The organism is Microbacterium sp. GXS0129, assembly GCF_044769785.1.
Taxonomy (GTDB): domain Bacteria; phylum Actinomycetota; class Actinomycetes; order Actinomycetales; family Microbacteriaceae; genus Microbacterium; species Microbacterium nymphoidis.
This window is the reverse complement of record NZ_JBIZVZ010000002.1, coordinates 467,329-489,098: the sequence shown is the minus strand read 5'-3', so window position 1 is coordinate 489,098 and position 21,770 is coordinate 467,329. Positions and strand designations below refer to the sequence as shown.

At 68.7% G+C, this 21,770-nt stretch carries 14 protein-coding genes, 1 other RNA gene and 1 pseudogene; 11 read left to right on the top strand and 5 right to left on the bottom strand.

The window, feature by feature from the left end:
- From ACIQJ5_RS08700 to rnpB, 3 genes are all read left to right on the top strand, one after another.
- Positions 1-729 (top strand): zinc ribbon domain-containing protein, encoded by a 729-nt coding sequence (locus ACIQJ5_RS08700; protein ID WP_402842901.1) that lies wholly within the window; start codon positions 1-3, stop codon positions 727-729.
- 16 nt (positions 730-745) lie between these two features.
- Positions 746-2,461 carry a bifunctional 3'-5' exonuclease/DNA polymerase gene (locus ACIQJ5_RS08695; protein WP_402842899.1) on the top strand — a complete coding sequence of 572 codons (1,716 nt, stop codon included), beginning with the start codon at positions 746-748 and terminating at the stop codon, positions 2,459-2,461.
- A 29-nt stretch (positions 2,462-2,490) separates the two neighbouring features.
- Positions 2,491-2,848, top strand: an RNA gene (gene rnpB / locus ACIQJ5_RS08690) — RNase P RNA component class A.
- 92 nt (positions 2,849-2,940) lie between these two features.
- On the opposite strand, the gene ppgK is transcribed toward rnpB, so the two are convergent.
- A complete protein-coding gene (gene ppgK, locus ACIQJ5_RS08685; protein WP_231090312.1) occupies positions 2,941-3,696 on the bottom strand; it encodes a polyphosphate--glucose phosphotransferase in 756 nt (251 codons plus the stop codon).
- 87 nt (positions 3,697-3,783) lie between these two features.
- On the opposite strand from ppgK, the gene ACIQJ5_RS08680 reads away from it, so the two are divergent.
- The 4 genes from ACIQJ5_RS08680 (at position 3,784) to ACIQJ5_RS08665 (ending at position 9,105) form a co-directional block, all read left to right on the top strand.
- Positions 3,784-3,999: an SPOR domain-containing protein gene (locus tag ACIQJ5_RS08680; RefSeq protein WP_402842896.1), complete on the top strand. Its 216-nt coding sequence runs from the start codon at positions 3,784-3,786 to the stop codon at positions 3,997-3,999.
- A gap of 73 nt (positions 4,000-4,072) precedes the next feature.
- The gene (gene glnA / locus ACIQJ5_RS08675; protein WP_231090310.1) at positions 4,073-5,413 is read left to right on the top strand and encodes a type I glutamate--ammonia ligase; all 1,341 of its coding nucleotides are present in this window, start codon (positions 4,073-4,075) and stop codon (positions 5,411-5,413) included.
- A 7-nt stretch (positions 5,414-5,420) separates the two neighbouring features.
- On the top strand, positions 5,421-8,408 hold the full coding sequence (locus ACIQJ5_RS08670) for a bifunctional [glutamine synthetase] adenylyltransferase/[glutamine synthetase]-adenylyl-L-tyrosine phosphorylase (RefSeq protein WP_402842894.1): 2,988 nt from the start codon (positions 5,421-5,423) through the stop codon (positions 8,406-8,408).
- A 37-nt stretch (positions 8,409-8,445) separates the two neighbouring features.
- Positions 8,446-9,105, top strand: coding sequence for an HAD-IA family hydrolase (locus tag ACIQJ5_RS08665; RefSeq protein WP_402842891.1), 660 nt, complete (start codon positions 8,446-8,448; stop codon positions 9,103-9,105).
- Between the two features lie 10 nt (positions 9,106-9,115).
- On the opposite strand, the gene ACIQJ5_RS08660 is transcribed toward ACIQJ5_RS08665, so the two are convergent.
- Entirely contained in the window at positions 9,116-10,531 is a 1,416-nt protein-coding gene (locus ACIQJ5_RS08660) for a LuxR C-terminal-related transcriptional regulator (protein ID WP_231090307.1), read from the bottom strand.
- A gap of 388 nt (positions 10,532-10,919) precedes the next feature.
- On the opposite strand from ACIQJ5_RS08660, the gene ACIQJ5_RS08655 reads away from it, so the two are divergent.
- Complete coding sequence (locus ACIQJ5_RS08655; protein ID WP_402842888.1) at positions 10,920-12,212, top strand: hypothetical protein; 1,293 nt, start codon at positions 10,920-10,922, stop codon at positions 12,210-12,212.
- Positions 12,213-12,472: 260 nt separating this feature from the next.
- Positions 12,473-15,373: pseudogene (locus ACIQJ5_RS08650) on the top strand (SdrD B-like domain-containing protein); the annotation flags it as partial.
- Between the two features lie 569 nt (positions 15,374-15,942).
- On the opposite strand, the gene ACIQJ5_RS08645 reads toward ACIQJ5_RS08650, so the two are convergent.
- Together ACIQJ5_RS08645 and glnA (ACIQJ5_RS08640) are read right to left on the bottom strand one after the other, a co-directional pair.
- Positions 15,943-16,302 carry a hypothetical protein gene (locus tag ACIQJ5_RS08645; protein ID WP_402843431.1) on the bottom strand — a complete coding sequence of 120 codons (360 nt, stop codon included), beginning with the start codon at positions 16,300-16,302 and terminating at the stop codon, positions 15,943-15,945.
- 1,055 nt (positions 16,303-17,357) lie between these two features.
- Positions 17,358-18,782 carry a type I glutamate--ammonia ligase gene (glnA, locus tag ACIQJ5_RS08640; RefSeq protein ID WP_231090304.1) on the bottom strand — a complete coding sequence of 475 codons (1,425 nt, stop codon included), beginning with the start codon at positions 18,780-18,782 and terminating at the stop codon, positions 17,358-17,360.
- A gap of 171 nt (positions 18,783-18,953) precedes the next feature.
- Between glnA (ACIQJ5_RS08640) and ACIQJ5_RS08635 the strand changes: the two genes are divergently transcribed.
- Positions 18,954-19,355 (top strand): RDD family protein, encoded by a 402-nt coding sequence (locus tag ACIQJ5_RS08635; RefSeq protein WP_269142931.1) that lies wholly within the window; start codon positions 18,954-18,956, stop codon positions 19,353-19,355.
- 62 nt (positions 19,356-19,417) lie between these two features.
- Here ACIQJ5_RS08635 and ACIQJ5_RS08630 read toward each other — a convergent pair whose 3' ends face one another.
- On the bottom strand, positions 19,418-20,128 hold the full coding sequence (locus ACIQJ5_RS08630) for a DUF4191 domain-containing protein (RefSeq protein WP_231090302.1): 711 nt from the start codon (positions 20,126-20,128) through the stop codon (positions 19,418-19,420).
- A 118-nt stretch (positions 20,129-20,246) separates the two neighbouring features.
- On the opposite strand from ACIQJ5_RS08630, the gene ACIQJ5_RS08625 reads away from it, so the two are divergent.
- Positions 20,247-21,686, top strand: a complete 1,440-nt coding sequence (locus ACIQJ5_RS08625) for a hypothetical protein (RefSeq protein WP_402842885.1) — start codon at positions 20,247-20,249, stop codon at positions 21,684-21,686.
- The last annotated feature ends 84 nt before the right edge of the window (positions 21,687-21,770 follow it).

Below are 21,770 nucleotides of genomic sequence, written 5' to 3'. Positions count from 1 at the left end.
GTGAAAGCGAGCCAGGCAGACCAGCGCATCCTCCTCGACGTGGCGGACATCGACCGTCGCCTGAAGCACGCTGAGCACCAGCGAGCGAATCCCGCGCATGCGTCGCGGATCGCCGAGCTCGCCTCGCAGCGCGCCACGCAGACGCAGGAGCTCATGCAGCGCATCGGTGTCCGGGATGATCTCAAGACGGAGATCGGACGCATCGAGTCCGATGTCGCCACCGCCCGGGCGCGCCGTGAGCGCGACATGGACCGTCTGGCCGGAGCGTCCGCCAAGGAGGCTGTTGCGCTCGAGAACGAGATCGCGAGCCTCGCCAAGCGCCTCAGCGACCTGGAGGACGCGGAGCTGGAAGCGATGGAGAAGCTCGAGGCCGCGGAGGCAGGCGTGGCCGAGCAGGAGGCGCTCATCGCCGAGACGAACGCGGAGGGATCCCGTCTCACGGCGGGGGCGAAGGCCCAGGTTGCGGACGCGACGATCGCGGTGGAGCAGCTGCGTCGCGATCGCGAGGCCGTGACCGGGACGGTGCCGGAGGCGCTGCTCGCCCAGTACGAGCGGCTCGCTCGCACCGGCAACGGAGCGGGCCTGCTGCGCGCGCGCATGTGTGAAGCGTGCCGCATGGAACTCTCCGGCAGCGACCTTGCAGAGGTGGCGGCCGCAGCGGCGGACGAGGTCCTCTTCTGCCCGCAGTGCGGGGCCATCCTCGTCCGCACTGACGAGTCGGGGCTGTGATCACGCGCCTGCGCCGATGACGGCACTCGCCGCCGCGTCCTGGGCCGTGATCGGCTCGCGCGGAGACACGGTGGAGGTCTCTCTCCGCGACCAGGACGAGATCGATCGGATCGTCCTCACGCGCGCCGCGCTGCCGCAGTGGGTCGCGGAGCGCGAGCTGTCCGCCCGCCCCCGCTGGGTGTGGAGCGACACCGCGCACTGGTATCCCGAGCTGCTGGCGGCGGGAGTGCGCGTACAGCGGTGTCTGGATCTGCGGCTGTGCCATGCGATCCTGCGCGATTCGATCCTGGTGCCCGCCGCCGATGCCGCCGCGCAACGGCTTCGCGCACCGTCAGGGTGGGACGCGCCGGTCGACATCGAGGCACCGCGCGCGGACGCGCTGTTCGACCTCGACGACGCTGCTCGTGGTGTGCCCCACGGGATCGATGAGGCCCTCGCGGAGTTCGGCCGGCAGCGCGCCCTGCTCGACGGCGTGGACGGCCGCCTGCGGTTGCTCACGGTGGCCGAGTCCGCGGGTGCCCTCATCGCGGCGGAGCTGCGTGCTGCCGGCCTTCCCTGGCACGTACCCACACATGAGGCGATCCTCGACGACGAGCTCGGATCACGCGACGCGACGGGCACGCCGCGCCGCATCGCCGAACTGGGGGCGCAGGTGCGTGAGATGCTCGGGGATCCGGCGCTGAGTCTCGACAGCCAGCCGAAGCTGCTGCGCGGCCTGCACCGGGCGGGCATCCTCGTCGAGTCCACCAGCAAATGGGAGCTGGCGGAGGTCGACCACCCCGCTATCGCTCCTCTGCTGGAGTACCGCCGGATCACTCGCCTGCAGAGTGCCAACGGCCGGGCCTGGCTGGCGGAGTGGGTGCACGACGGGCGGTTCCGTCCCGTCTATATCCCCGGTGGGGTGGTCACCGGGCGCTGGGCATCCGCTGGAGGCGGTGCTCTCCAGCTGCCCCGGCAGCTCCGCCCCGCCGTCCGGCCCGATCCCGGCTGGTCGCTCGTGCTCGCGGATGTCTCGCAGCTGGAGCCACGGGTGCTGGCCGCGCTGTCGGGGGACCGAGCCATGGCGGAGGCCGCGCGAGGGCGCGATCTCTACACGGGTTTGGTGGAAGCCGGTGTGGTGGCAACACGGCAGGAGGCGAAGATCGCCGTGCTCGGGGCGATGTACGGCTCGACGACCGGAGAAGCGGGCCGCCTGGTGCCGCGCCTGCGCCGTGCCTTTCCCCGGGCGATGGCCCTCGTCGACAACGCCGCGCGCACGGGCGAAGACGGTGGACGCGTGTCTACCCTGCTCGGCCGGACCTCCCCGGAACCCGGTGAGGACTGGGTCGGTGTTCAGCGCCGCGCGTCGGACGCCGATGCCCGCGCCAGCGACGAGGAGCGGGCTCGCCGATGGGCGAAGGATCGCGGACGGTTTACGCGCAACTTCGTCGTCCAGGGAACCGCTGCCGAGTGGGCGCTGGTCTGGGTGGCGGAGATCCGCACCCGTCTGGACAAGCTTCCGGGCGTCGGGCTCCAACAGGCCGCGCCGGGCTCCGGCCCGGCGTTCGCCACCCGCGCGCACCTGGCGTTCTTCCTGCACGACGAGGTGATGCTGCACGTTCCGACGCCCCTCGCCGATGCGGCCGCTCAGGTCGTCCGCGATGCTGCCGACGCCGCGGGACGTCTGCTGTTCGGCGACTTCCCGCTCGATTTCCGACTCGACCTGCGCATCGGCGAGGACGCGTCGAAGTAGCGGGGCGCCCGGCGTAGACTGGAGGCGAATGGGTCGGCCAGACGGTCGCGTGGCGGGAAACCGCACCGAGGAACGTCCGGGCTCCACAGAGCAGGGTGGTGGGTAACACCCACCCGGAGTAATCCGCGAGACAGTGCCACAGAGAGAAGACCGCCGGGATTCGTCCCGGTAAGGGTGAAAGGGTGGCGTAAGAGACCACCAGGGGTCGTGGTGACACGATCTGCTCGGTAAACCTCACCCGGAGCAAGACCAGACAGAGGATGCTGACGCGGCTCGCCGAGTCCTCGGGTAGGTCGCTGGAGCGGCACGGCAACGTGTCGCCGAGAGAGATGGCCGTCACGGTGATTCGTCACCGGACAGAACCCGGCGTATCGGCCGGCCCGTTCACCCCACCGGACGCCCCGCGGGCCCAGACCGTGCACCCCGGGAGACGCCGGAGGGCCCCGCCTGGCGACGGAGCCCTCCTGCCGGGATTGATCTCAGTGGCCGTCGCCCGCGAGGCTCGCCGCGCCGATGATCCCCGCGGCGTTGCGGTGCACGGCCGGGACGATCGGGGTCTTCAGATCCAGCAGCGGCAGGAACTCGTCCGGGTGCTTGGAGACACCACCGCCCACCACGAACAGGTCCGGGGAGAAGATGAACTCGACGTGCGCGTAGAACTCCTGCAGCCGCTTGGCCCACTGCTTCCAGGACAGCTCGTCACGCTCTTTCGCCGAGTACGCCATCCACTTCTCGATGGACTTCTCCTTGCGCTTGAGGTGACCGAGTTCCGTGTTCGGGATCAGCACGCCGTCGTAGAGGAACGCCGAGCCGACGCCGGTGCCCAGCGTGGTGAGGATCGTGAGTCCCTGCTGGCCGCGCGCTGCACCGTGACGCACCTCCGCCACCCCGGCGGCATCGGCGTCGTTCACGAAAGTGATGTCGCGTCCGAGCCCGCTCTCGAAGAACTTCTCCGCCTCGAAATCGACCCACAGCGGCGAGATGTTGGCGGCTGAGAGCGTCATGCCGCGCTTCACGATGGCCGGGAAGGCAACGCCGAGCGGGAGGTCGGAATCGGCGACCTCGAGCGTCTCGAGCACCTGCTGGACCGCGGCGAGCACGTCCTTCGGCTCGGCACCCTCGGGAGTGGATACGCGAACGCGCGACGAGATGAGCTCCCCCTTCTCCAGGTCCACGATGCCGGCCTTGATGCCGGTGCCGCCGATATCGACACCGATCGCACGCGAAGTAGTCATGCGTTCAGCCTACTGGCGTGACGCGCCGCACGATGCTGGTCGCGCGGGGGTGCCCGACCGTAGGCTGAACGTGACGAAGGAGGACCCATGTCCGAGACGAATCTGCCCGATCCCGCCGAAGCCGGCACGTTCTGGTTCAACCCGAAGACAGGTGCTGTCGAGGAGGGCATGGAATCGCCCGGATACGACCGCATCGGGCCGTTCCGCTCCGCGGCCGAAGCCGCGAACGCCCCCGAGGTCCTGCAGGCCCGTTCGCGTGCGTGGGCCGAGGAGGAGGCCCAGGAGGACTCCTGGGGTTCATGAACCCCCGCGTCGCGAACGAGGCGTGAGCGGGCGGCGGCCCAGTAGTCTGACACCAGGCTAGGAGAGGATCTGAATGGACAAGCAGCGCGACTTCGTTCTTCGCACCATCGAGGAGCGCGGAGTCAAATTCGTCCGCCTGTGGTTCACCGACGTGACCGGAACGCTGAAGTCCGTCGCCCTGGCGCCCGCCGAGGTCGAGGGTGCCTTCGCGGAGGGCCTGGGCTTCGACGGATCGGCTATCGAGGGGCTCACCCGCACCTACGAGTCCGATCTGCTCGCCCAGCCCGACCCCGCGACGTTCCAGATCCTGCCCTGGCGGGGCGAGACCGACCCGACCGCGCGGATGTTCTGCGACCTCACCACCCCGGACGGCCGCCCCGCCGTGTCCGATCCGCGTCACGTGCTCAAGCGTGCGCTGGCCAAGGCGGCGGACGCCGGCTTCACCTTCTACACCCACCCGGAGATCGAGTTCTACCTGCTGAAGTCCTCGCAGCTCGGCCCGGACGGGATCCCCGTGCCGGTCGACTCGGCAGGGTACTTCGACAATGTGCCCGGTGGCACAGCGCACGACTTCCGCCGCCGCTCCGTGCGCATGCTGGAAGACATCGGCATCTCGGTGGAGTACAGCCACCACGAGGGCGGCCCGGGCCAGAACGAGATCGATCTGCGCTATGCCGACGCGCTGGCCACGGCGGACAACATCATGACGTTCCGCACCGTCATCAAGGAGGTGGCCATCGAGCAGGGCGTGTACGCCACCTTCATGCCGAAGCCTCTATCCGGCCACCCGGGATCCGGCATGCACACGCACATGTCGCTGTTCGAGGGTGACACCAACGCGTTCTACGAAGAGGGTGCGCAGTACCAGCTCTCCCGCATCGGACGGCAGTTCATCGCGGGACTGCTGCGTCATGCGAACGAGATCACAGCCGTCACGAATCAGTTCGTGAACTCCTACAAGCGTCTGTGGGGCGGCGACGAGGCGCCGAGCTTCGTCTGCTGGGGCCACAACAACCGCTCAGCCCTGATCCGCGTGCCCATGTACAAGCCGAACAAGACGCAGTCCACGCGCATCGAGTACCGCGCCCTGGACTCGGCGGCCAATCCGTATCTGGCGTACGCGCTGATGCTGGCGGCCGGCCTCAAGGGCATCGAGGAGGGGTACGAGCTTCCGCCTGAAGCCGAGGACAACGTCTGGTCGCTCACGGACGCGGAGCGGCGCGCGCTGGGCTACTCGCCTCTGCCGGCGAGCCTGGATCACGCGCTGGAGTACATGGAGGAGTCGGAGCTGGTCGCCGAGACGCTCGGCGAGCAGGTCTTCCAGTACGTGCTGAACAACAAGCGCAAGGAATGGGCGGACTACCGCGCTCAGGTCACCCCGTTCGAGCTGAAGACCAACCTCGAGATGCTCTGAGGCCGCTGTGGAGCGGGAACGCGTCCTGTCGCTGACGGAGCTGGCCCGACGCGGCTTCACCGAATTGAGCGAGGCGCGCGACGCGCTGGCGGAGCTGTCCCAGCTCACCGGGATCGACACCGTGGATCTCGCCGCATCCGCGGGCGTCGCGGCGGACGCGGACGCCGCGCTGCGCGGCTTCCTGCGCGTCGCGCGGCGTGACCCTGAGGCCGCACGCCGCGCTCCGCGCACACCGGATCGGATCGAGGCGCTCTGGCGGGTTCTCGGTGCCTCGGAGGGGCTGAGCGACTTCGTGTTCCGCAGGCCTGCGGAGTTCGCCGGTCTCGCCGAGGTCCCCGAGCGGCTCCCCACCGCGGACGAGCTGCGGGACGAACTGCTCGACGCCGTGGGTGCTGTCGACGGGTTCGCTGCTCGCGGCGACGAGTCAGCATGGATCGACCTGCGAATCCGCTACCGCCGCATGCTGGCTCGCATCGCCGCCTTCGATCTTGCGGCCCCCGACGCTGTCGCCGTTCTCGACGACGTCGCCGCAGCCCTGGCCGATGCGGCCGCCGCCGCCCTCGAAGCATCGCTTGCCGTAGCTCGCACCCGCGTGAGCGGCGGATCGTTCGCGGCCTTCAGCCATGACCAGATCGCCGCGACGCGGCTCGCGATCGTCGGCATGGGAAAGACCGGCGCCCGTGAGCTCAACTACGTCAGCGACGTCGATGTCATCTTCGTCGGCGGCACGAGCGACGAGGACGTGATCTCCGAACCCCGGGCGATCGACGCCGCGACGCGGCTGGCCGTGGAGACGATGCGCGGCCTGTCCGGAACCGAGGCGGAGCCGGCGCTCTGGGAGGTCGATGCGAACCTGCGCCCTGAGGGCAAGCAGGGCGCACTCGTGCGCAGTCTCGAATCCCATCTCACGTACTACGAGCGCTGGGCGAAGAGCTGGGAGTTCCAGGCGCTGCTGAAGGCTCGTGCGATCGCCGGAGATCTGGAGCTGGGCGAACACTACGTCTCCGCGCTCGCACCGCAGGTGTGGAGCAGCGCGGCGCGGGAGAACTTCGTCGAGAGCGTGCAACGGATGCGTGAGCGCGTCATGGAGCACATCGCCGCCGAGGACCAGGGCTACCAGCTCAAGCTCGGCGCCGGGGGGCTCCGGGACATCGAGTTCACGGTGCAGCTCCTCCAGCTCGTCCACGGGCTGAGCGACGCGGCCGTGCGTCAGCGCGGAACCGTCGCGGCCCTGGACGCACTCGTGGCCGAAGGGTACATCGGCCGCGAGGACGCCGCCGCGTTCGCTCGCGACTATCGCGTGCTGCGGGTGTGGGAACACCGACTGCAGCTGCATCGTCTGCGTCGCACCCATCTCATGCCGCGCACCGCCGAGGGCCTGCGCTTCCTCGCCCGTGCTTCGCGTCTCGCCGAGACCGGCGAGGAGATCCAGTCGATGTGGGAGCAGCTGGGACGGCAGGTGCGGGAGATCCACGTACGCCTGTTCTACCGGCCGCTGCTGAGCGCGGTGGCGGGGCTCAGCGCCGACGAACGTGCCCTCACCGCCGATGAAGCACACAGCCGTCTGGCTGCCATCGGCTTCCGTGATCCTGCCGGAGCGCTGCGGACCATCGGCGCGCTCACCTCAGGGCTCAGCCGGAAGGCCACCATCCAGCGGCACCTGATGCCCGTGATGCTCCGCTGGTTCAGCGAGGGGATCGACCCCGACTACGGGCTGCTCGCGTTCCGGCGGATCTCGGAGCGGCTGGGCGACACGCCCTGGTTCCTGCGCATGCTGCGCGACTCGTCCCAGGCCGCCGAGCACCTGACGCGCGTGCTGACCTCCTCACGGTACGCGGGCGAGCTCATGGAGTGGATTCCGGAGTCGGTCGCGTGGCTGGACAACCCGGAACTGCTGCGCCCGCGCTCGGGCCAGGCTCTCCTGGACGAAGCACGCGCCATCCAGGACAGGCACAGCACGAGCGAGGAGGCGATGAAGTCGGTGCGCGCCCTGCGCCGGCGGGAGCTGCTGCGCACCGCGATGGCCGCGCTGCTCGATGTCACCACCATCACGGAGCTGGCCGAGTCCCTCACCGCGATCACGGAGGCGACGATTCAGGCGACCCTCCGGGCGGCCCGACGTGAAGTCGTGGCCATCGAGGACGCATCGCTGGACTTCTCCGTGATCGCGATGGGCCGCTTCGGCGGACGCGAGCTCGGCTTCGGCTCTGATGCCGACATCATGTTCGTCTACGACCCACAGGGGCTGCCCGGCGAACGCGCCACTCAGCTCTCGCTGAAACTGGTGTCGGAGCTGCGCCGGCTGAGTGAGGATCCGCGGGTTCCTCTCGATCTGGACGCGGACCTGCGCCCCGAGGGGCGCAACGGACCGATGGCGCGCTCACTCGACGCGTACGGCGAGTACTACGGGCGCTGGTCGCATCCCTGGGAGGCTCAGGCGCTGTTGCGGGCGCGGGGAGCCGCGGGCAGCCGCAACCTGATCGATGCGTTCTTCGCGCTGGCGGACGAAGTGCGCTACCCCGAGCGGGCGGACCCGGCAGCCGTCCGGGAGATCAAGCGGATCAAGGCGCGCGTCGAGAACGAGAGACTGCCGCAGGGCGTCGATCGCAAGCGGCACCTGAAGCTCGGCCCGGGATCCCTCAGCGACGTCGAGTGGCTGGTGCAGCTGTGGCAGCTGCAGTTCGCACATCGCGTGCCGGGCCTGCGTACCACCTCGACGCTCGACGCACTGGAGGTTGCACAGGCAGAGGGCATTGTCACCGATGCCAACGCCGAGCGTCTGCGGGCAGCCTGGCTGCTGTCGAGCCGGTTGCGCTCCGCGAACACGCTGCTCACCGGGCGCACCAGCGATGTGCTGCCCGTCGACCGCCGCCAGCTGGACGGGATCGCCCGTCTGCTCGGGTATCCGCCGAGATCAGCCTCGCAACTGGAGGAGGACTACCTGGCCGCGACCCGCCGCTCCCGCCGGGTGTTCGAGAAGCTGTTCTACGGGTGAGAGGCGCCCGTTCCCACCCACCGACCGAGGAGAGACGATGACCACGCTGACTGCCCGGGGCTTCCTGTTCGACATGGACGGGACGCTGGTGGACTCCACGGCCGTCGTGGAAGCGGTCTGGGCGGAACTGGCCGCGCAGTACGGGCTGGACCTCGCCGAACTGCACGCATTCGGTCATGGGCGCCAGTCCCGGACGACCATCCACCACTTCCTCGCCGACCGCGGGGCAGATGTCGCTGCCGCAGCGCTCCGGTTCGTCGACACCGAAGAGGAGACCCGTCTCGACGGCGTGGTGGAGATCCCCGGTGCCGCAGCGCTCCTCGGTGCACTCCGGGAACAGCGAGCGCCGGTGGCTCTGGTGACGAGTGCGAGCCTGCCGCTGGCTCTCGCGCGCATGGGCGCGGCGGGTGTGCCGATGCCGGACGTGATCGTCACCGCCGAGCGGGTCGAGCACAGCAAGCCGCACCCCGACGGCTACCTTCTCGGGGCATCACTCCTCGGGCTTGCCGCCGAGGACTGCGTCGGTTTCGAGGATGCCGATGCCGGGGTCGCCGCGGTGCGGTCGGCGGGCGCTCAGCTCGTGGTTGTCGGGGAGACGAACCTGCGCTCGACGGTGGACGCCCCGCGCGTCGCGGACCTCAGCCGCGTTCGTGTGACGGCGGGGGAGGCACCGGGCACCTACACGCTCTCGGTGTGAGCGAACATCCTCACGTCTCGTAGAACCCCGCAGCCTCCAGCGCCGCGACCGCTTCGTCACGCCCGTCGACGCCGAGCTTGCGATAGACGGCGAGCGCCTGACTCTTCACGGTGCTGGGCGAGACGAACAGCTCCTGAGCGATCGAGGGGAAGCTCAACTCCGTGCGGAGATAGTGCGCCACCACCTTCTCGCGCTCCGAGAGACGGGGAAAGGAGCCGTAGGGCGACTGGGCACCGCCGGAGCGGGCCAGGGTGAGACGGAGCTGGGCGGTGTCGACCACGTCCGGCATCGTCGCATCGATCGCGTCCAGGAGCTCTGCCACTTCATTGCCCGGCAGGAACGAGAACATCACGGACAGATCCGCGCGGCGTCCGTACGCCGCAGCCGCTGCTGCTTCACGGAGCCCGGCCAGAGTGTTGCCCAGCCGGACGTGCGCGATCGCCCGGCAGAGGAGCACGAGCGGCAGCAGCCAGAGGTTGTGCTCGAGTCGGCGTTTCACGCAGTCACCGGTGTCCCGGAGCGCCGCGCGATAGTCGCCGACGGTGATGTGCGCCACCGCACGGAGACTTCCCGGGCAGATGAGGTGGAATTCACCCGCTTCCATGCCCTCCAGGACGCTCAGCGTACGAAGCGGCTCGCCCATGCGCAGCAGGATGAAGGCCTGCAGAAGCCTGCTGTACTGCGTGACGAGTCTCGGTCCGTTGGGGAGGGAGATCCCCTGGGCGACGCGCGTGGCTATCGCCATGGCGGTATAGGGATCGCCGTTGAGCGCCCAGGAGAGGCTCTCCATGACGTCCGCGAGGGAAACGGTGATCGGCTCGAGTCGCGACAGGACGCGCAGGCGTCGCGCCACACGGGAGGCTCGTTCGGCATCCATCGACATGAGTGCGAGGATGCCCTCGGCGACACCGCCCATGTAGTCGGCGCAATCCGGATCCCAGCCCTGTTCCGCGATGAGCGCCGTCATGCCCGCGAGCGCGGCCTCGGCCTCGTTGTGATCGCCGTTAAGTGCTGCGGCCGCCGCCAGGAGGCCCAGGGTGCGGTAGCGCCACTTCGGCTCGGCGGAGAGATCGAGTTGCGCGAGAGCAGAGGAGTGCCGCAACGACTCCGACGGGTTACCTGCCGCGAGGTAGGCCTCCGCGAGCGCAGATAGGACGGGAATCGCTGATCGCGCGGTGAGCGGGCCGTTGGCGGCAAGGCGAAGGTCGGTCTCCAGTCGCTCGGCCGCAGCCTTCGCGTCTGAGACGTGGCCGAAGCGCGAGAACGTGGTGAGGCGTGCGCTCTCGACGAGCCGACGGGAATCTCGGTCCAGCGCGGCGATCTGCGCGGGTGTGGCCGCCCTCACGATCTCGTAGTCCTGGATCGAGGCGGGCGGCGTGTCGACCAGCATCGCATCCACGATCGCCGTGGCTGACGCACGCAACATCGTTACCTCCTGCGTCCACGCGCCGTCGGATGACGCGAGGGAAGTGTGCGAGACGGGTCGGGTCCGCCTCCCAAGTGGAGGTCAGTCTATGTGGGTGGATGATCCCTTCCCGCACGATGCCGCTCTCCCGCTTCGCACGGCCTGCTCGTCAGACGGTGCAGCGCTGTGGGGGAGCGATAAGTGCGGGGCGGTCGAATGTCGGGTGGAATATTCCCGCTCCGCTCGCTCTCGGTCGCGTCGAGGGTTGTCGGCCGCGGTCCGGGACGGTATGTTCAGCGGAATCGATGTGTCAGGGGTGGCAGATCGATGTCCTTTCCGCGTCGACCCGAGACGTGGGAATTGCTCGTTCGTCCCGACTTGCGAACGCGAACTCCTTGGGGGGAGAAAAATGAAAACTCGTCACACACGCCGTGCCGTCGTCGCTTCCGCGGCCGTCGCGCTCGCCGCGGTACCCGTGCTCGTCTCCGTGCCCGTGAACGCTGCGGAATCCGATATCTCGGTGACCTACAGCACCCAGAACGCGGATCCCGCGCCGATCGACGGCAGCTACACCGTCCATGGCCGCGTCGGCCAGACCCGTGACGACATGAAGGTGGTCTACACGATCCAGAGCGACGCCGTGGCGTACCCGATGCCGGTGATCGACTACACCGGTGACTTCACCGACACCGCCGATGCCGTGTACACCTTCCGGTTCGATTGCGACACCACCCTCGATCCGGTGGCCTGTGAGCGCTACGCGCCGATCATCGCCGCGATGAACGCGGAGGCGTCGGCGCTGGATGGCCATTCCATCGCGGACTTCACCACAGACGTCGAGCCGATCATCCTGCAGTACGGCGGATCGGTGCCGCGCGGCATTCGGGGCACCGTGACGGTGTCCGTCAACTCCGATGTGCCGGGCGAAGGGCAGCTGTCCTTCTACCTGAAGGAGGGCACCGCCGCCGATGCGCCGCACCTGTCGCCCACCGCGGTGACGCCGCTGTCGATCACCCGGCCCGAACTCGAACTGGCCTTCTCCGGCGAGTTCTGCGGGGCGGATCTGACCGAGTACGAAGAGGACGGCTACCGGTACACTCCCACGGACTTCGGGCGCGATCTCTTCAACCTGACGGCCTGGGTCCGTGACGACGGCATCCTCCCGGACGACGTCACCCCGGTGGGGTCGGACCCCAGCACGATCACCGTCTCCGTGGACGGGGCGACGCCGGGAACGGCTGACGCAGCGGAGACCGCGGTGCTCGCCGCTCCTGCCGGCGCGAGCTCCACTCTGGTGACCGAGTACACCGCGCCGGACGGTGTCGCCGCGCTGCCCGTGACCACGGTCATCCCGGTGCTGCCCGCATCCGACGAGCGCTGCTGGACGAAGACCGCGATCGTGACGCCGACGCCGACGCCGACGCCGACGCCGACGCCCACTCCCACTCCCACTCCCACGGTGACCCCCGAGCCCACGCCGACCGTGACCCCCGAGCCCACGCCGACCGTCACGCCCGAGCCCACGCCGACCTCCACCGCGGTGCCGCCCGTCCCGCGCCCCACGGTGTCCGTCGCACCTCACCTCCCGCAGACGGGATCTGAGGATGCGTCCGGCGCTGCGGGTGTCGCCATCGGCATCATCGCGGCCGGCGTGCTCCTGGCCGGTGTCGCAACTGCTCGACGTCGTTCGACTCGCTCGTGAGAGAGCGCCGCAAGGCCAGCACCGTCATCGCGGTGCTGGCCGCAGCAGCGAGCCTGCTGATCGCCCTGCTCGTGCCCACGGCCGCCGTTGCGGCGCCGACTGGCGCGTTTCAGTCCGTGCAGTTCGACAACGTCGCCGACGGATTCTCGTTCACGAACAATCCTGTGGACTCCTCGAACGACAACGGCATCGTGGCTGTGCGCGATCTCGTCGAGTTGCGCATCCAGGCCACCACGACGGATGCGGTGGGGGAGTCCACCATGACCCTCACCAAGCCGCCCTGCTGGTTGTGGGATGGGTCTCTGGACAGCGCCCTCACCTGGAATCTGGACGGCGGACAGTCGACCGGAGCCGTCTCCCACCCGGACGCCGACGCCATCCGGGTGACCTGGTCACAGGCGCCGAGTGGCACCGTGCGGGTGTCGTTCAAGGTGAAGGCCGGCGAAGGGTGCGCTGATGGCAGCACCTGGGCGCCCAGCCTCCAGGTGACGGACTCCGCGGGGACTCACGCGTATGACGTCACCCCCATCACGGTGCGATCGGTGGCGAGCGCGGACATCTCCATCCAGGCCGTTGGTCAGCCCACTCAGGAGCCCAGCTGGTGGTTCAGCGGTGGCGCGACTGAATGGGGCGGCACAGGAGGCGCCGGACCAGCACTCGCACAGCGCTGGGATGTGGCTCTGCGCCCGGACACGATCGCCAAGACCGGCTATGCCGATCCGCAGGGAAACATCACCTTCACGGTGGCGTACACCGGCCCGCGATCACAGTTCCAGATGCCGCGCACGGGTTCCGGTACGCCGAACGTCCAGGGCGCGGGGTGCTGGGTGTACGTATCGCCGTCGGCGACGAACAACAACCAGTACTACCCGTCGTCCTCCGCGCAGACGGTCACCATCACCATGAAGAAGAGCCCGGCGTGCGACGCGATGCTCGCGGACAACGGCAACAAGCTCGTGATCTACTCGTACACGCCGCAGCAGGTGCTGACCGACTCCTACGGATGCAGTGCCGATCTTCGCGCGACTGTCGCACCGACGGCCGGTTGGCAGGACGGCCAGGGACGTCCGATCGCGGACTCCGATCCCACCAACAACACCGCCGCGGTTCATCTGGCGTGCCAGAGCGTGGTGTACGACTCGAACTGGGGATCGGCGTACTTCACGCCCAAGACACCGACCGCTTCGCTGAGCGCGGCCTACCCCGAGAACAGCACGGGCCACCCCATCGTGGCATCCGCTTCCCAGAACGATTGGGCATTGCTCTCCACCGGTACCGGGACATCAGGCGGGTTCATCGGTGTCGGTGGCTCCTTCACCAGTGAAGCGGCTCTCTCTCCGTCGGCACCGACGCTCACCGACCTGACCAGCGTGCATCTGTGGAATCCCGCGGTGCAGCGCATCGACACGGCTCACCTCGACGGTGCCGTGCTCGGCGCGATGCGCCCCGCGAGTTCTGCACCCGCATCGCGTGCCCTCGATCCGTCGACCTACTCGCTGATGTGCACCACCGACTATGACGGGACGAACGCGACGTCCACCGCGACGATGACCTGGGCGGATTGCGCCACGCTCGATCCGGCGCTCATCAGCGGTGCGCGGTTCCTCCGCCCTGGCGTGTTCACGGGCGAGAACTTCAATGCGAACTTCCCGCAGTCCAGGCTGATGTTCTCCCAGGTCCCCATGCTCGTCGTCGGGCAAGTGGGCGATGTGCTGCCCACGCGCACCATCTGGCAGGCGACGGAACTGGCGAAGACAACGACCTACGACGTCGCAGCCACCGTGATCGGCAACGTGCTGCGGATCGCGAAGGACGCACAGCAGTCCCAGGTGATGCCTGAGGGGACGATCGACTACGTCATCCAGCCCACGGTCACCACCCCCGCGGGTACCTTCCTGCCGGGAGAGGTCCCTGACCTGCATGTGGTGGACCGGCTCGACATCGGAGTGGTGGGGGTGGACCTTTCCTCTCTGGACCCGTTCTGGAGTGTGACGCAGACGCCCGCCGACTATGGCCCGGATGCTGTCCCGTACACGGCGGACGACGTGCGCGGGATCACCCTGGACTTCACGCCGGCATCCGCCATCACCAGCGACGCCGTACTGCCGCCGATCGCCTATGCCGCGACGATGGGGGTGCTCCTGCCACCGCCCGGTGACCCGTATCGCGCCACGGTGACCAACACCGCCACCGTGACGGCCACCGGGTCTGATCCGGAGGTGGGCGCCGGAGTGTTCCCGAAGAGGCACTCGGACACCGCGACCGTGGTTGCCACGACCCCGGAAGCCGCATTCTTCTCGAAGCAGCTGATCTCGGACCCCGAGATCGAGGTCGAGGACGAACCCGCCGCGTGGCGGGTGCAGTGGGTCAACTACAACAACTACGACCTGGGGCAGGGAACCTTCGTCGACGTGTTTCCCTATGACGCCGATGGTCGTGGCTCCGCATTCCACGGCTCGGCGCAGCTCGTCGGGCTCGAACGCCTGGGCTCGGCTCTGCAGCCGGGAACGCGGGTCCAGCTGACCACCGCGCCGCCCGCCACCGTGGGTGCGGCGCCGGCCAGCGGGGTCACCTGGACAACGGTGAACCCCGCGGACCCCGCGTCCTGGCCCGCAGGTGCGACCGCGGTGCGCGTGATCGTTCCGAACATCGAGGCGAGCACTCAGGGATACGGCGCCATCGACCTCCGATTCGTCGTGTCGGGACAGCTGAAGGGCGACGAGTACCACAACGACGCATCCGGGCTGGTCTATGACCCGCAGCGCGATCAGACGATCCCGCTAGGTGTGCGCACCGCGGACCCCGTTCGCGTGGTCGCCAGCTCCATCGCCGGTCTCGCGTGGATCGATGCGAACGCAGACGGCATCAGGCAGGCGGACGAGGCGATCCTTGCGGGAGTGCAGGTGAAGCTCTACCGCGACGGCGACACCGCATCCGAATTCCGCACCGCGGTGACCGGACCGGATGGTCGCTACCGCTTCGATCAGTTGCACAGCGCGGACTATCAGGTGGTCTTCGACCGGGATGATCTCGCGGCGAAGGGGTATCGCATCACGGATCCGCTGGTCGGGGACGACTCCGCCACCGACTCGGACGCCGACCCCGCCACCGGCGCAGTGGCACCGGTGGGTCTCGCACGGAGCGAGGACATCGGAGCCCTGGACGCGGGGGTGATTCCGGTGCGGATGCAACTCGTCGTCGACGCGCAGGCGTCGCTCACGCGGACGTTCGCCTGGGACATCGCCAAGCACGTCACCACGCCGGCGCCGATCCGTCCCGATCCCACGTCCGGTGTCGCGCGAATCGAGTACGAGGTCGAGACGACGGCCACCACGGTGCGCGATACCGACGCCCGCCTGGGGGGAACCATTCGTGTGGTGAACCCCGCAGACGCGGTGACCCGCACCGTGACCGTGACGGCGGCGACCGACGGCGCCGGTCTCACATGCACCGTCACGGACGGCAGCGATCGAGTCATCGCCGCGGGGGAGGAGCTCGTGCTCGACTACTCCTGCGCGGGATCTCCGGGGTCTGACCTCGACCGCACGGTGACCGCGACGGTGTCGTCCGGATCGGCGTCCGAATCGGGCTCGGACGATGTCGTCTACGGCATCACCGAGATCGGTCGTACTGCGACGGTGACCGACGTCGCCATGGCGGACACCGTCGCGATCGGCGATCGCTCGTTCGGTCCGTACACCTGGGCTGAGGGCGCCGAGTTCACGGAGAGCTACACGCTCGACGTCCCCGTAGGTGCCGGTGAGTGCGTGGCGGTGAGCAACACGGCGCGCCTGGACTCCGGGGCCGACAGCAACACCGCGACGCGCGTGTGCGCCGGACCGGAGCCGACCCTCACGCCGGAGCCCACCGTCACGCCGGAGCCGACCGTCACGCCGGAACCGACCGTGACCCCGGAGCCGACCGTCACGCCGGAGCCGACCGTCACGCCGGAGCCGACCGTGACCCCGGAGCCGACCGTGACCCCGGAGCCGACCGTCACGCCGGAGCCGACCGTGACCCCGGAGCCGACCGTCACGCCGGAGCCGACCGTCACGCCGGAGCCGACCGTCACGCCGGAACCGACCGTCACGCCGGAACCGACCGTCACGCCGGAACCGACCGTCACATCCACGCCCTCGCGGCTCCCACAGACCGGCTATGACGCGAGCGCGTCGGCCGCGCTCGGTGGCGTCGGCATCGGGGTGCTCTTGCTCGGCATGATGGTGCTGCTGGCACGGCGACGTACACAGGTCTGATCTGGAGACAGGAGGCGCACGCGGCGAGAGCTGCGTGCGCCTCCTTTGCGCCCGCCGGAGGTGCCGATGCGGTTTGCCGCCGGACATGCGACGGCGAAATGTCCGCAGGGGATGCGAGGGCGAAGCGCCCGCAGGGGATGTGAGGGCGAAGCGCCCGCAGGGGATGTGAGGGCGAAGCGCCCGCAGGGGATGCGAGGGCGGAACGTCCGCAGGGGATGCGAGGGCGGAACGTCCGCAGCAGGATACGACGGCGAAGCGTCCGTCGGAGAGGTCGCACAACGTGTCCGCTGGAGGTGCAGCGCGACTGGTTCGAAGGAGTGTCAGCGCACCTTGCTCGAACGAGGAACCAGGTTGCTCGAACGAAACGTCAGGGCACGTTGCTCGACGGGGAGCCTCGCGGGAAAGGGATGCCAGCGCCGGGCACGGGGGCGTCTCGGCGCCGAGGAGAGGGCGTGTGCGCCTGAGAAGAGGTGGAGGGCTCGGCGCACACGCCATCGTCCGTCAGGTGTTCCGATACACCCTGGTGCACTTCCCCCGAAGCGGCACCCCCCTATGATCCCCCCGGATCAGGTTTCGGACTCCTTCATCCTATGAGGTGCAACGGGCGGATATCCCTGATCGGGAGTCTTTTCCACCCGCGCCTCGACCGGCTGTGAGCAAGCCTCCCACTCGAGGGCGCGCGAGCGCAATCGCTCCGTCGGTACGGCGGGTGAGCGGCCGGTCAGCCGGGACGTCGAGCCCCCTCGGTGCGGTCCCCGGAGCGTGCACAGCCGTGGCGTCGCGAGCGACAGCCGTCGGTTGACGGGATAGACGAGAACCCGCCTCGGCGCGATGCCGAGGCGGGTTCATCAGGGCTCGTCGGGCGGACCCGATGAGTGCGTGCTGGCGATCAGACGCCGTAGTAGAGCTCGAACTCGTAGGGGTGCGGGCGAGCGGCGATCGGCTTGATCTCGTTCTCGATCTTGTAGTTGATCCAGGTGTCGATCAGCTCCTGCGTGAACACGCCGCCCTCCAGCAGGAAGTCGTGGTCCTCGCGGAGGGCCTCCAGCGAGTCCAGCAGCGAGTTCGGCACCTGCGGGATGTTCGCGGCCTCCTCGGGCGGAAGCTCGTACAGGTCCTTGTCGATCGGCTCGAGCGGCTCGATGCGGTTCTTGATGCCGTCGATTCCGGCCATGAGCTGGGCCGCGAAGGCGAGGTAGGGGTTACCCGACGCGTCCGGGACGCGGAACTCGATGCGCTTGGCCTTCGGGTTCGAGCCCGTGAGCGGGATGCGGATGGCGGCGGAGCGGTTGCCGGCGGAGTACGCCAGGTTGACCGGAGCCTCGAAGCCCTTCACCAGGCGGTGGTAGGAGTTCAGCGACGGGTTGGTGAAGGCGAGGACGGCGTTGGCGTGCTTGAGCAGTCCGCCGATGTACCAGCGGGCGATGTCGCTGAGCTGGCCGTAGCCCTTCTCGTCGAAGAAGAGGGGCTTGCCGTCGAGCCAGAGGGACTGGTGGGTGTGCATACCCGAGCCGTTGTCGCCGAACAGCGGCTTCGGCATGAACGTGACCGTCTTGCCCCACTCCTCGGCGGTGTTCTTCACGATGTACTTGAACTTCAGGATGTCGTCGGCCGCGGACACCATCGTGTCGAAGCGGTAGTTGATCTCCTGCTGTCCGGCGGTGCCCACCTCGTGGTGCGAGCGCTCCAGCTCGAACCCGGCGTCGATGAGACGCAGCGTCATGTCGTCGCGGAGGTCGGCCGTCTTGTCGACGGGAGCCACCGGGAAATAGCCGCCCTTGAAGGGGGTCTTGTTGCCGAGGTTTCCGCCCTCTTCCTTGCGTCCGCTGTTCCACGCGGCTTCTTCGGAGTCCACCTTGTAAAAGCTCTCACCGGCGGTGATCGAGTAGCGCACGTCGTCGAAGATGTAGAACTCCGCCTCGGGAGCGAAGTACGCCGTGTCGGCGATCCCGGTGGAGGAGAGGTACTTCTCCGCCTTCTTCGCCACCTGACGCGGGTCCTTGCTGTAGATCTCGCCGGTGCGCGGGTTGTAGATGTCGAACACCATGACCAGTGTGCTCGCCTCGCGGAACGGGTCGATGTACGCCGTCGTCACATCGGGGATCAGCTGCATGTCCGACTCGTGGATCGATGCGAACCCCCGGATCGAGGAGCCATCGAAGAGCTGGCCGTTGGCGAAGAAGTCCTCGTCCACGGTGGCAGCGGGAATGTTGAAGTGCTGCTGCACGCCGGGGAGATCGGTGAAACGGATGTCAAGGAACTTGACGTCGTTCTCCTTGATGTAAGCCAGTACCTCGGATGGTTCGCGGAACATGCGCACTCCAGATTCGTTTTTTCGAGCGGCCCTGAGAGGGGAGCTGAGGATGAAGTTAGCGGCACGGGATTGCTCACGCGTATCCCGGATGTTTCCGGCTTGTTACAGAGCGCTTCATAGACTGGTGAAGTGAGCGCTTCTCCCCAGACCTACCCCGGCGAACGCCTCGGAATGCCGCAGCAGGGACCGGGCAGCATCGCTCGTGCCGGGCGCCGGCTCGTGGCGCTGCTGATCGACTACCTGTGTGCGGTCATGATCACGATCGCGTTCTTTCCTCCGCTGGACAGAGGGGCCGGCGTCGAGCCGATCCCGTTCCTCGACTTCAACCCGTCGATCGTCATGGCGATCTTCGCTGTCGTCCAGATTCTCTTTATCCCCACGCTCGGCGGCAGTCCGGGACACCGGGTCATGGGCATGCGCCTGATCCGCGCTGACGGCGCCTGGACGGGCCTCTGGCGCCCGATTATCCGCACGGTCCTGCTCGTCCTGGTTATCCCCGCGGTCATCTGGGATGCCGATCAACGCGGTCTGCACGACAAGGCAGCCGGAACGATCCTCATCTGCACCCGCTGAGGTTCCAGGCATACGACGAGGCCCGCACCACATGGTGCGGGCCTCGTCGTATGCCTGGAACCTCAGCGCGGTCGGGGTGCGCGCACCTTGGTGGGATCGATGCCCTTCGGGATCGGCATCGAGGCCAGACCCGTCTGCATGGACGCCAGCCGCTGGATGACCGCCACGCGCGTGGCCTTGTCGGTGGACTTGGGCAGGGCCTTGATCGCCTTCGCGAGATCCTTGAGCGCGAGGCCCTCCTCGTCGTGACCGACGTAGAGCACGTGAACGGGAACGTTGTGCGCAACGCGGTCCGCCTTCTTGCGCTCCTCGTTGATGAGTCGCGTGAGGCGTGAACGGCTGCCCTCGCCCACGAGCACGATGCCACCCTTACCGACGGTGCGGTAGACAGCCTCCTGCGTCTTGGCGTTGACCTGCACCGGCTCATCGCTGGCCGTCCATGAGCGGCCGAGGCCCGTGCTGAGCACGTGCCCGGTGGCGCCAGGGACGCCCTCGAGCTTGCGGTACATCGCCTGCGTGGCGAAACGGGTGAGGGTGATCATTGCGCCGAGCACACCGAGCATGAGGCCGGTGATGCCCCAGAGGATGATGCTCCAGATTTCTGCCGGCGGGATCAGGAAGCCCACCACGACGCCGAGCGCGGCACCGAGGACCAGGATGCCGATGAGAACCCACGGCAGCCAGGGGAAGACGTCCTTGGTGAAGGTGAAGAGCGTCTTGATCTGGGAGAAGAAGCCCTGACGTTTCTCAGGGGCTGTGCTGCGTGCGGCCATGCTCCCAGAATACCGGGCGACGGCACCCGTTCCTCCCCACCCGTATGCCCGGTCGCGTTCGTGCACGACGCGCAGCACGGCGCAGGAGCCCGGGAGCGCCGACGCGCACAGTGGGGCGATGATGCAGAACCCACTGGACAGTACTTACCGGCCGATCCGCCGCATTGCGCCACCGGACGTCCCGATCGCGGGCGTCCTCGCCGCGCAAGGCGAGAATACGGTGCTTCTCACAGACGTGGACACCGTGCCCACGCAATGGTGGCGAGACGCGCCGGCGGCACATCTGCTTGCACCCCGCGATGTGGCCCGGCGTGCGGACGGTCACGATGCGGTGCTGCCGTGGTGCGTGGTGACCGTCGGATCGTATCTTCGCGCCCGGGCGGATGAGCCGTTGTCCGGGGGAGAGGGGGTCACTCTGGCGGTGAGTCTCATGCGCGGATGCGCCGAGGCCGCTCTGCCCGCGCGATTCGGTGACGACCCCATTGCGGTGCCGCACGGCCGATGGTGGCTCACGGACCAGGGCAAGCCGCTGTTCGCGGTCGGAGAAGGCGCGGCGGCGCGAGAGGAGACGGCGGAGCTGCTGGGCGTACTCGCGAGCACCTGTGCGGATCGCGTCGTCGCCCGACTGGCCACCGAGGCAGCGGATTCCATTCGGGTGCGTTCGCCGGTCGCCGTTCTTGTCCGGCTCGAGGAGAGCATGTTCGAGGCGTGTGCGCCCCGGCCTCTGCTCGTCCGTATCGCGGATCCCCTGACACTGCGCCCTCTCGGCGCGCGGGAGCTGAGGCCGCAGGGGGAAAGCGACGGTGAGGTCACCGCGCCGCGATTCATCGGTGCCGGCGAGGGACAGCAGTCTCGCTCAGGCCCGGCGGCGCGCTGGTGGGACGGGGCGCGGGCGGCGGGGACGCGGTTGCTTCACCGCGGGGATCGACGAAGAGAGCCTCACCAGCGCTCCCGTCGCACGCCCCTGCTGGTCGGGGCGTCACTGGCCGCCACGATCCTCGCGGTCGGTCTGCTATGGCCGCAGCCAGATGGCGACAGCGGTGAGAACGCGGCTGCAGCGGCCTCGGCTCCGCCCTCTGCGGGGCCAGGCAGCACTGCTCCGGACGCATCGCCGGCGGAGCCGCAGGTGACGTCAGCGACCGTGATCGAGGGCGCAGAGGGCACGCCCGGCGGCGAGGGCCGCCCGACAGACGGCGCTTCGGCATCCGAAGCCGAGCCGACAGCGATTGTGCCGACGGCCCCCGAGCCGGCGCCCTCGCTGCCCGCGGAAGATGGTGCTGGCTCGACATCGTCCCGGGATGCGGAAGTGGTCGCCACCGCGGCGGCACTCCTCGCTGCTGTCGCAGAGTGCCGCCCGCAGCAGAGCTGTGGTCCGCTCCTTGCCGAAGGCGTCGATATGGCCCGGGTGCCGGCGGGTGGCGAGATCCAGCTCCTCGAGGACTTCGGCGGCGTCGCCGTGCTGCGCGTGGTTGCGGATGACGCGGTGGCGAGCCTGATCAGCATCGAGCGGGTGGATGGGGCATGGCGGGTCAGGGAAGCGACGACCGTGACGGGGTGACCGCCTCCGCCGCTCCCGCGGCGAGACTGTCCGCCCGGCACGGTTACGGCGGCGGGTGACCCGTGGGGGATAACCCCCGCAAGT

Excerpts from the sequence above, each read along its gene's own strand:
- ACIQJ5_RS08635 (WP_269142931.1), top strand. The coding sequence starts at position 18,954 with ATGCCGCAGCAGGGACCGGGCAGCATCGCTCGTGCCGGGCGCCGGCTC.
- ACIQJ5_RS08680 (WP_402842896.1), top strand. The coding sequence starts at position 3,784 with ATGTCCGAGACGAATCTGCCCGATCCCGCCGAAGCCGGCACGTTCTGG.
- ppgK (WP_231090312.1), bottom strand. The coding sequence starts at position 3,696 with ATGACTACTTCGCGTGCGATCGGTGTCGATATCGGCGGCACCGGCATC.
- ACIQJ5_RS08660 (WP_231090307.1), bottom strand. The coding sequence starts at position 10,531 with ATGTTGCGTGCGTCAGCCACGGCGATCGTGGATGCGATGCTGGTCGAC.
- ACIQJ5_RS08625 (WP_402842885.1), top strand. The coding sequence starts at position 20,247 with ATGATGCAGAACCCACTGGACAGTACTTACCGGCCGATCCGCCGCATT.
- ACIQJ5_RS08655 (WP_402842888.1), top strand. The coding sequence starts at position 10,920 with ATGAAAACTCGTCACACACGCCGTGCCGTCGTCGCTTCCGCGGCCGTC.
- ACIQJ5_RS08695 (WP_402842899.1), top strand. The coding sequence starts at position 746 with ATGACGGCACTCGCCGCCGCGTCCTGGGCCGTGATCGGCTCGCGCGGA.
- ACIQJ5_RS08630 (WP_231090302.1), bottom strand. The coding sequence starts at position 20,128 with ATGGCCGCACGCAGCACAGCCCCTGAGAAACGTCAGGGCTTCTTCTCC.
- glnA (WP_231090304.1), bottom strand. The coding sequence starts at position 18,782 with ATGTTCCGCGAACCATCCGAGGTACTGGCTTACATCAAGGAGAACGAC.
- ACIQJ5_RS08665 (WP_402842891.1), top strand. The coding sequence starts at position 8,446 with ATGACCACGCTGACTGCCCGGGGCTTCCTGTTCGACATGGACGGGACG.
- glnA (WP_231090310.1), top strand. The coding sequence starts at position 4,073 with ATGGACAAGCAGCGCGACTTCGTTCTTCGCACCATCGAGGAGCGCGGA.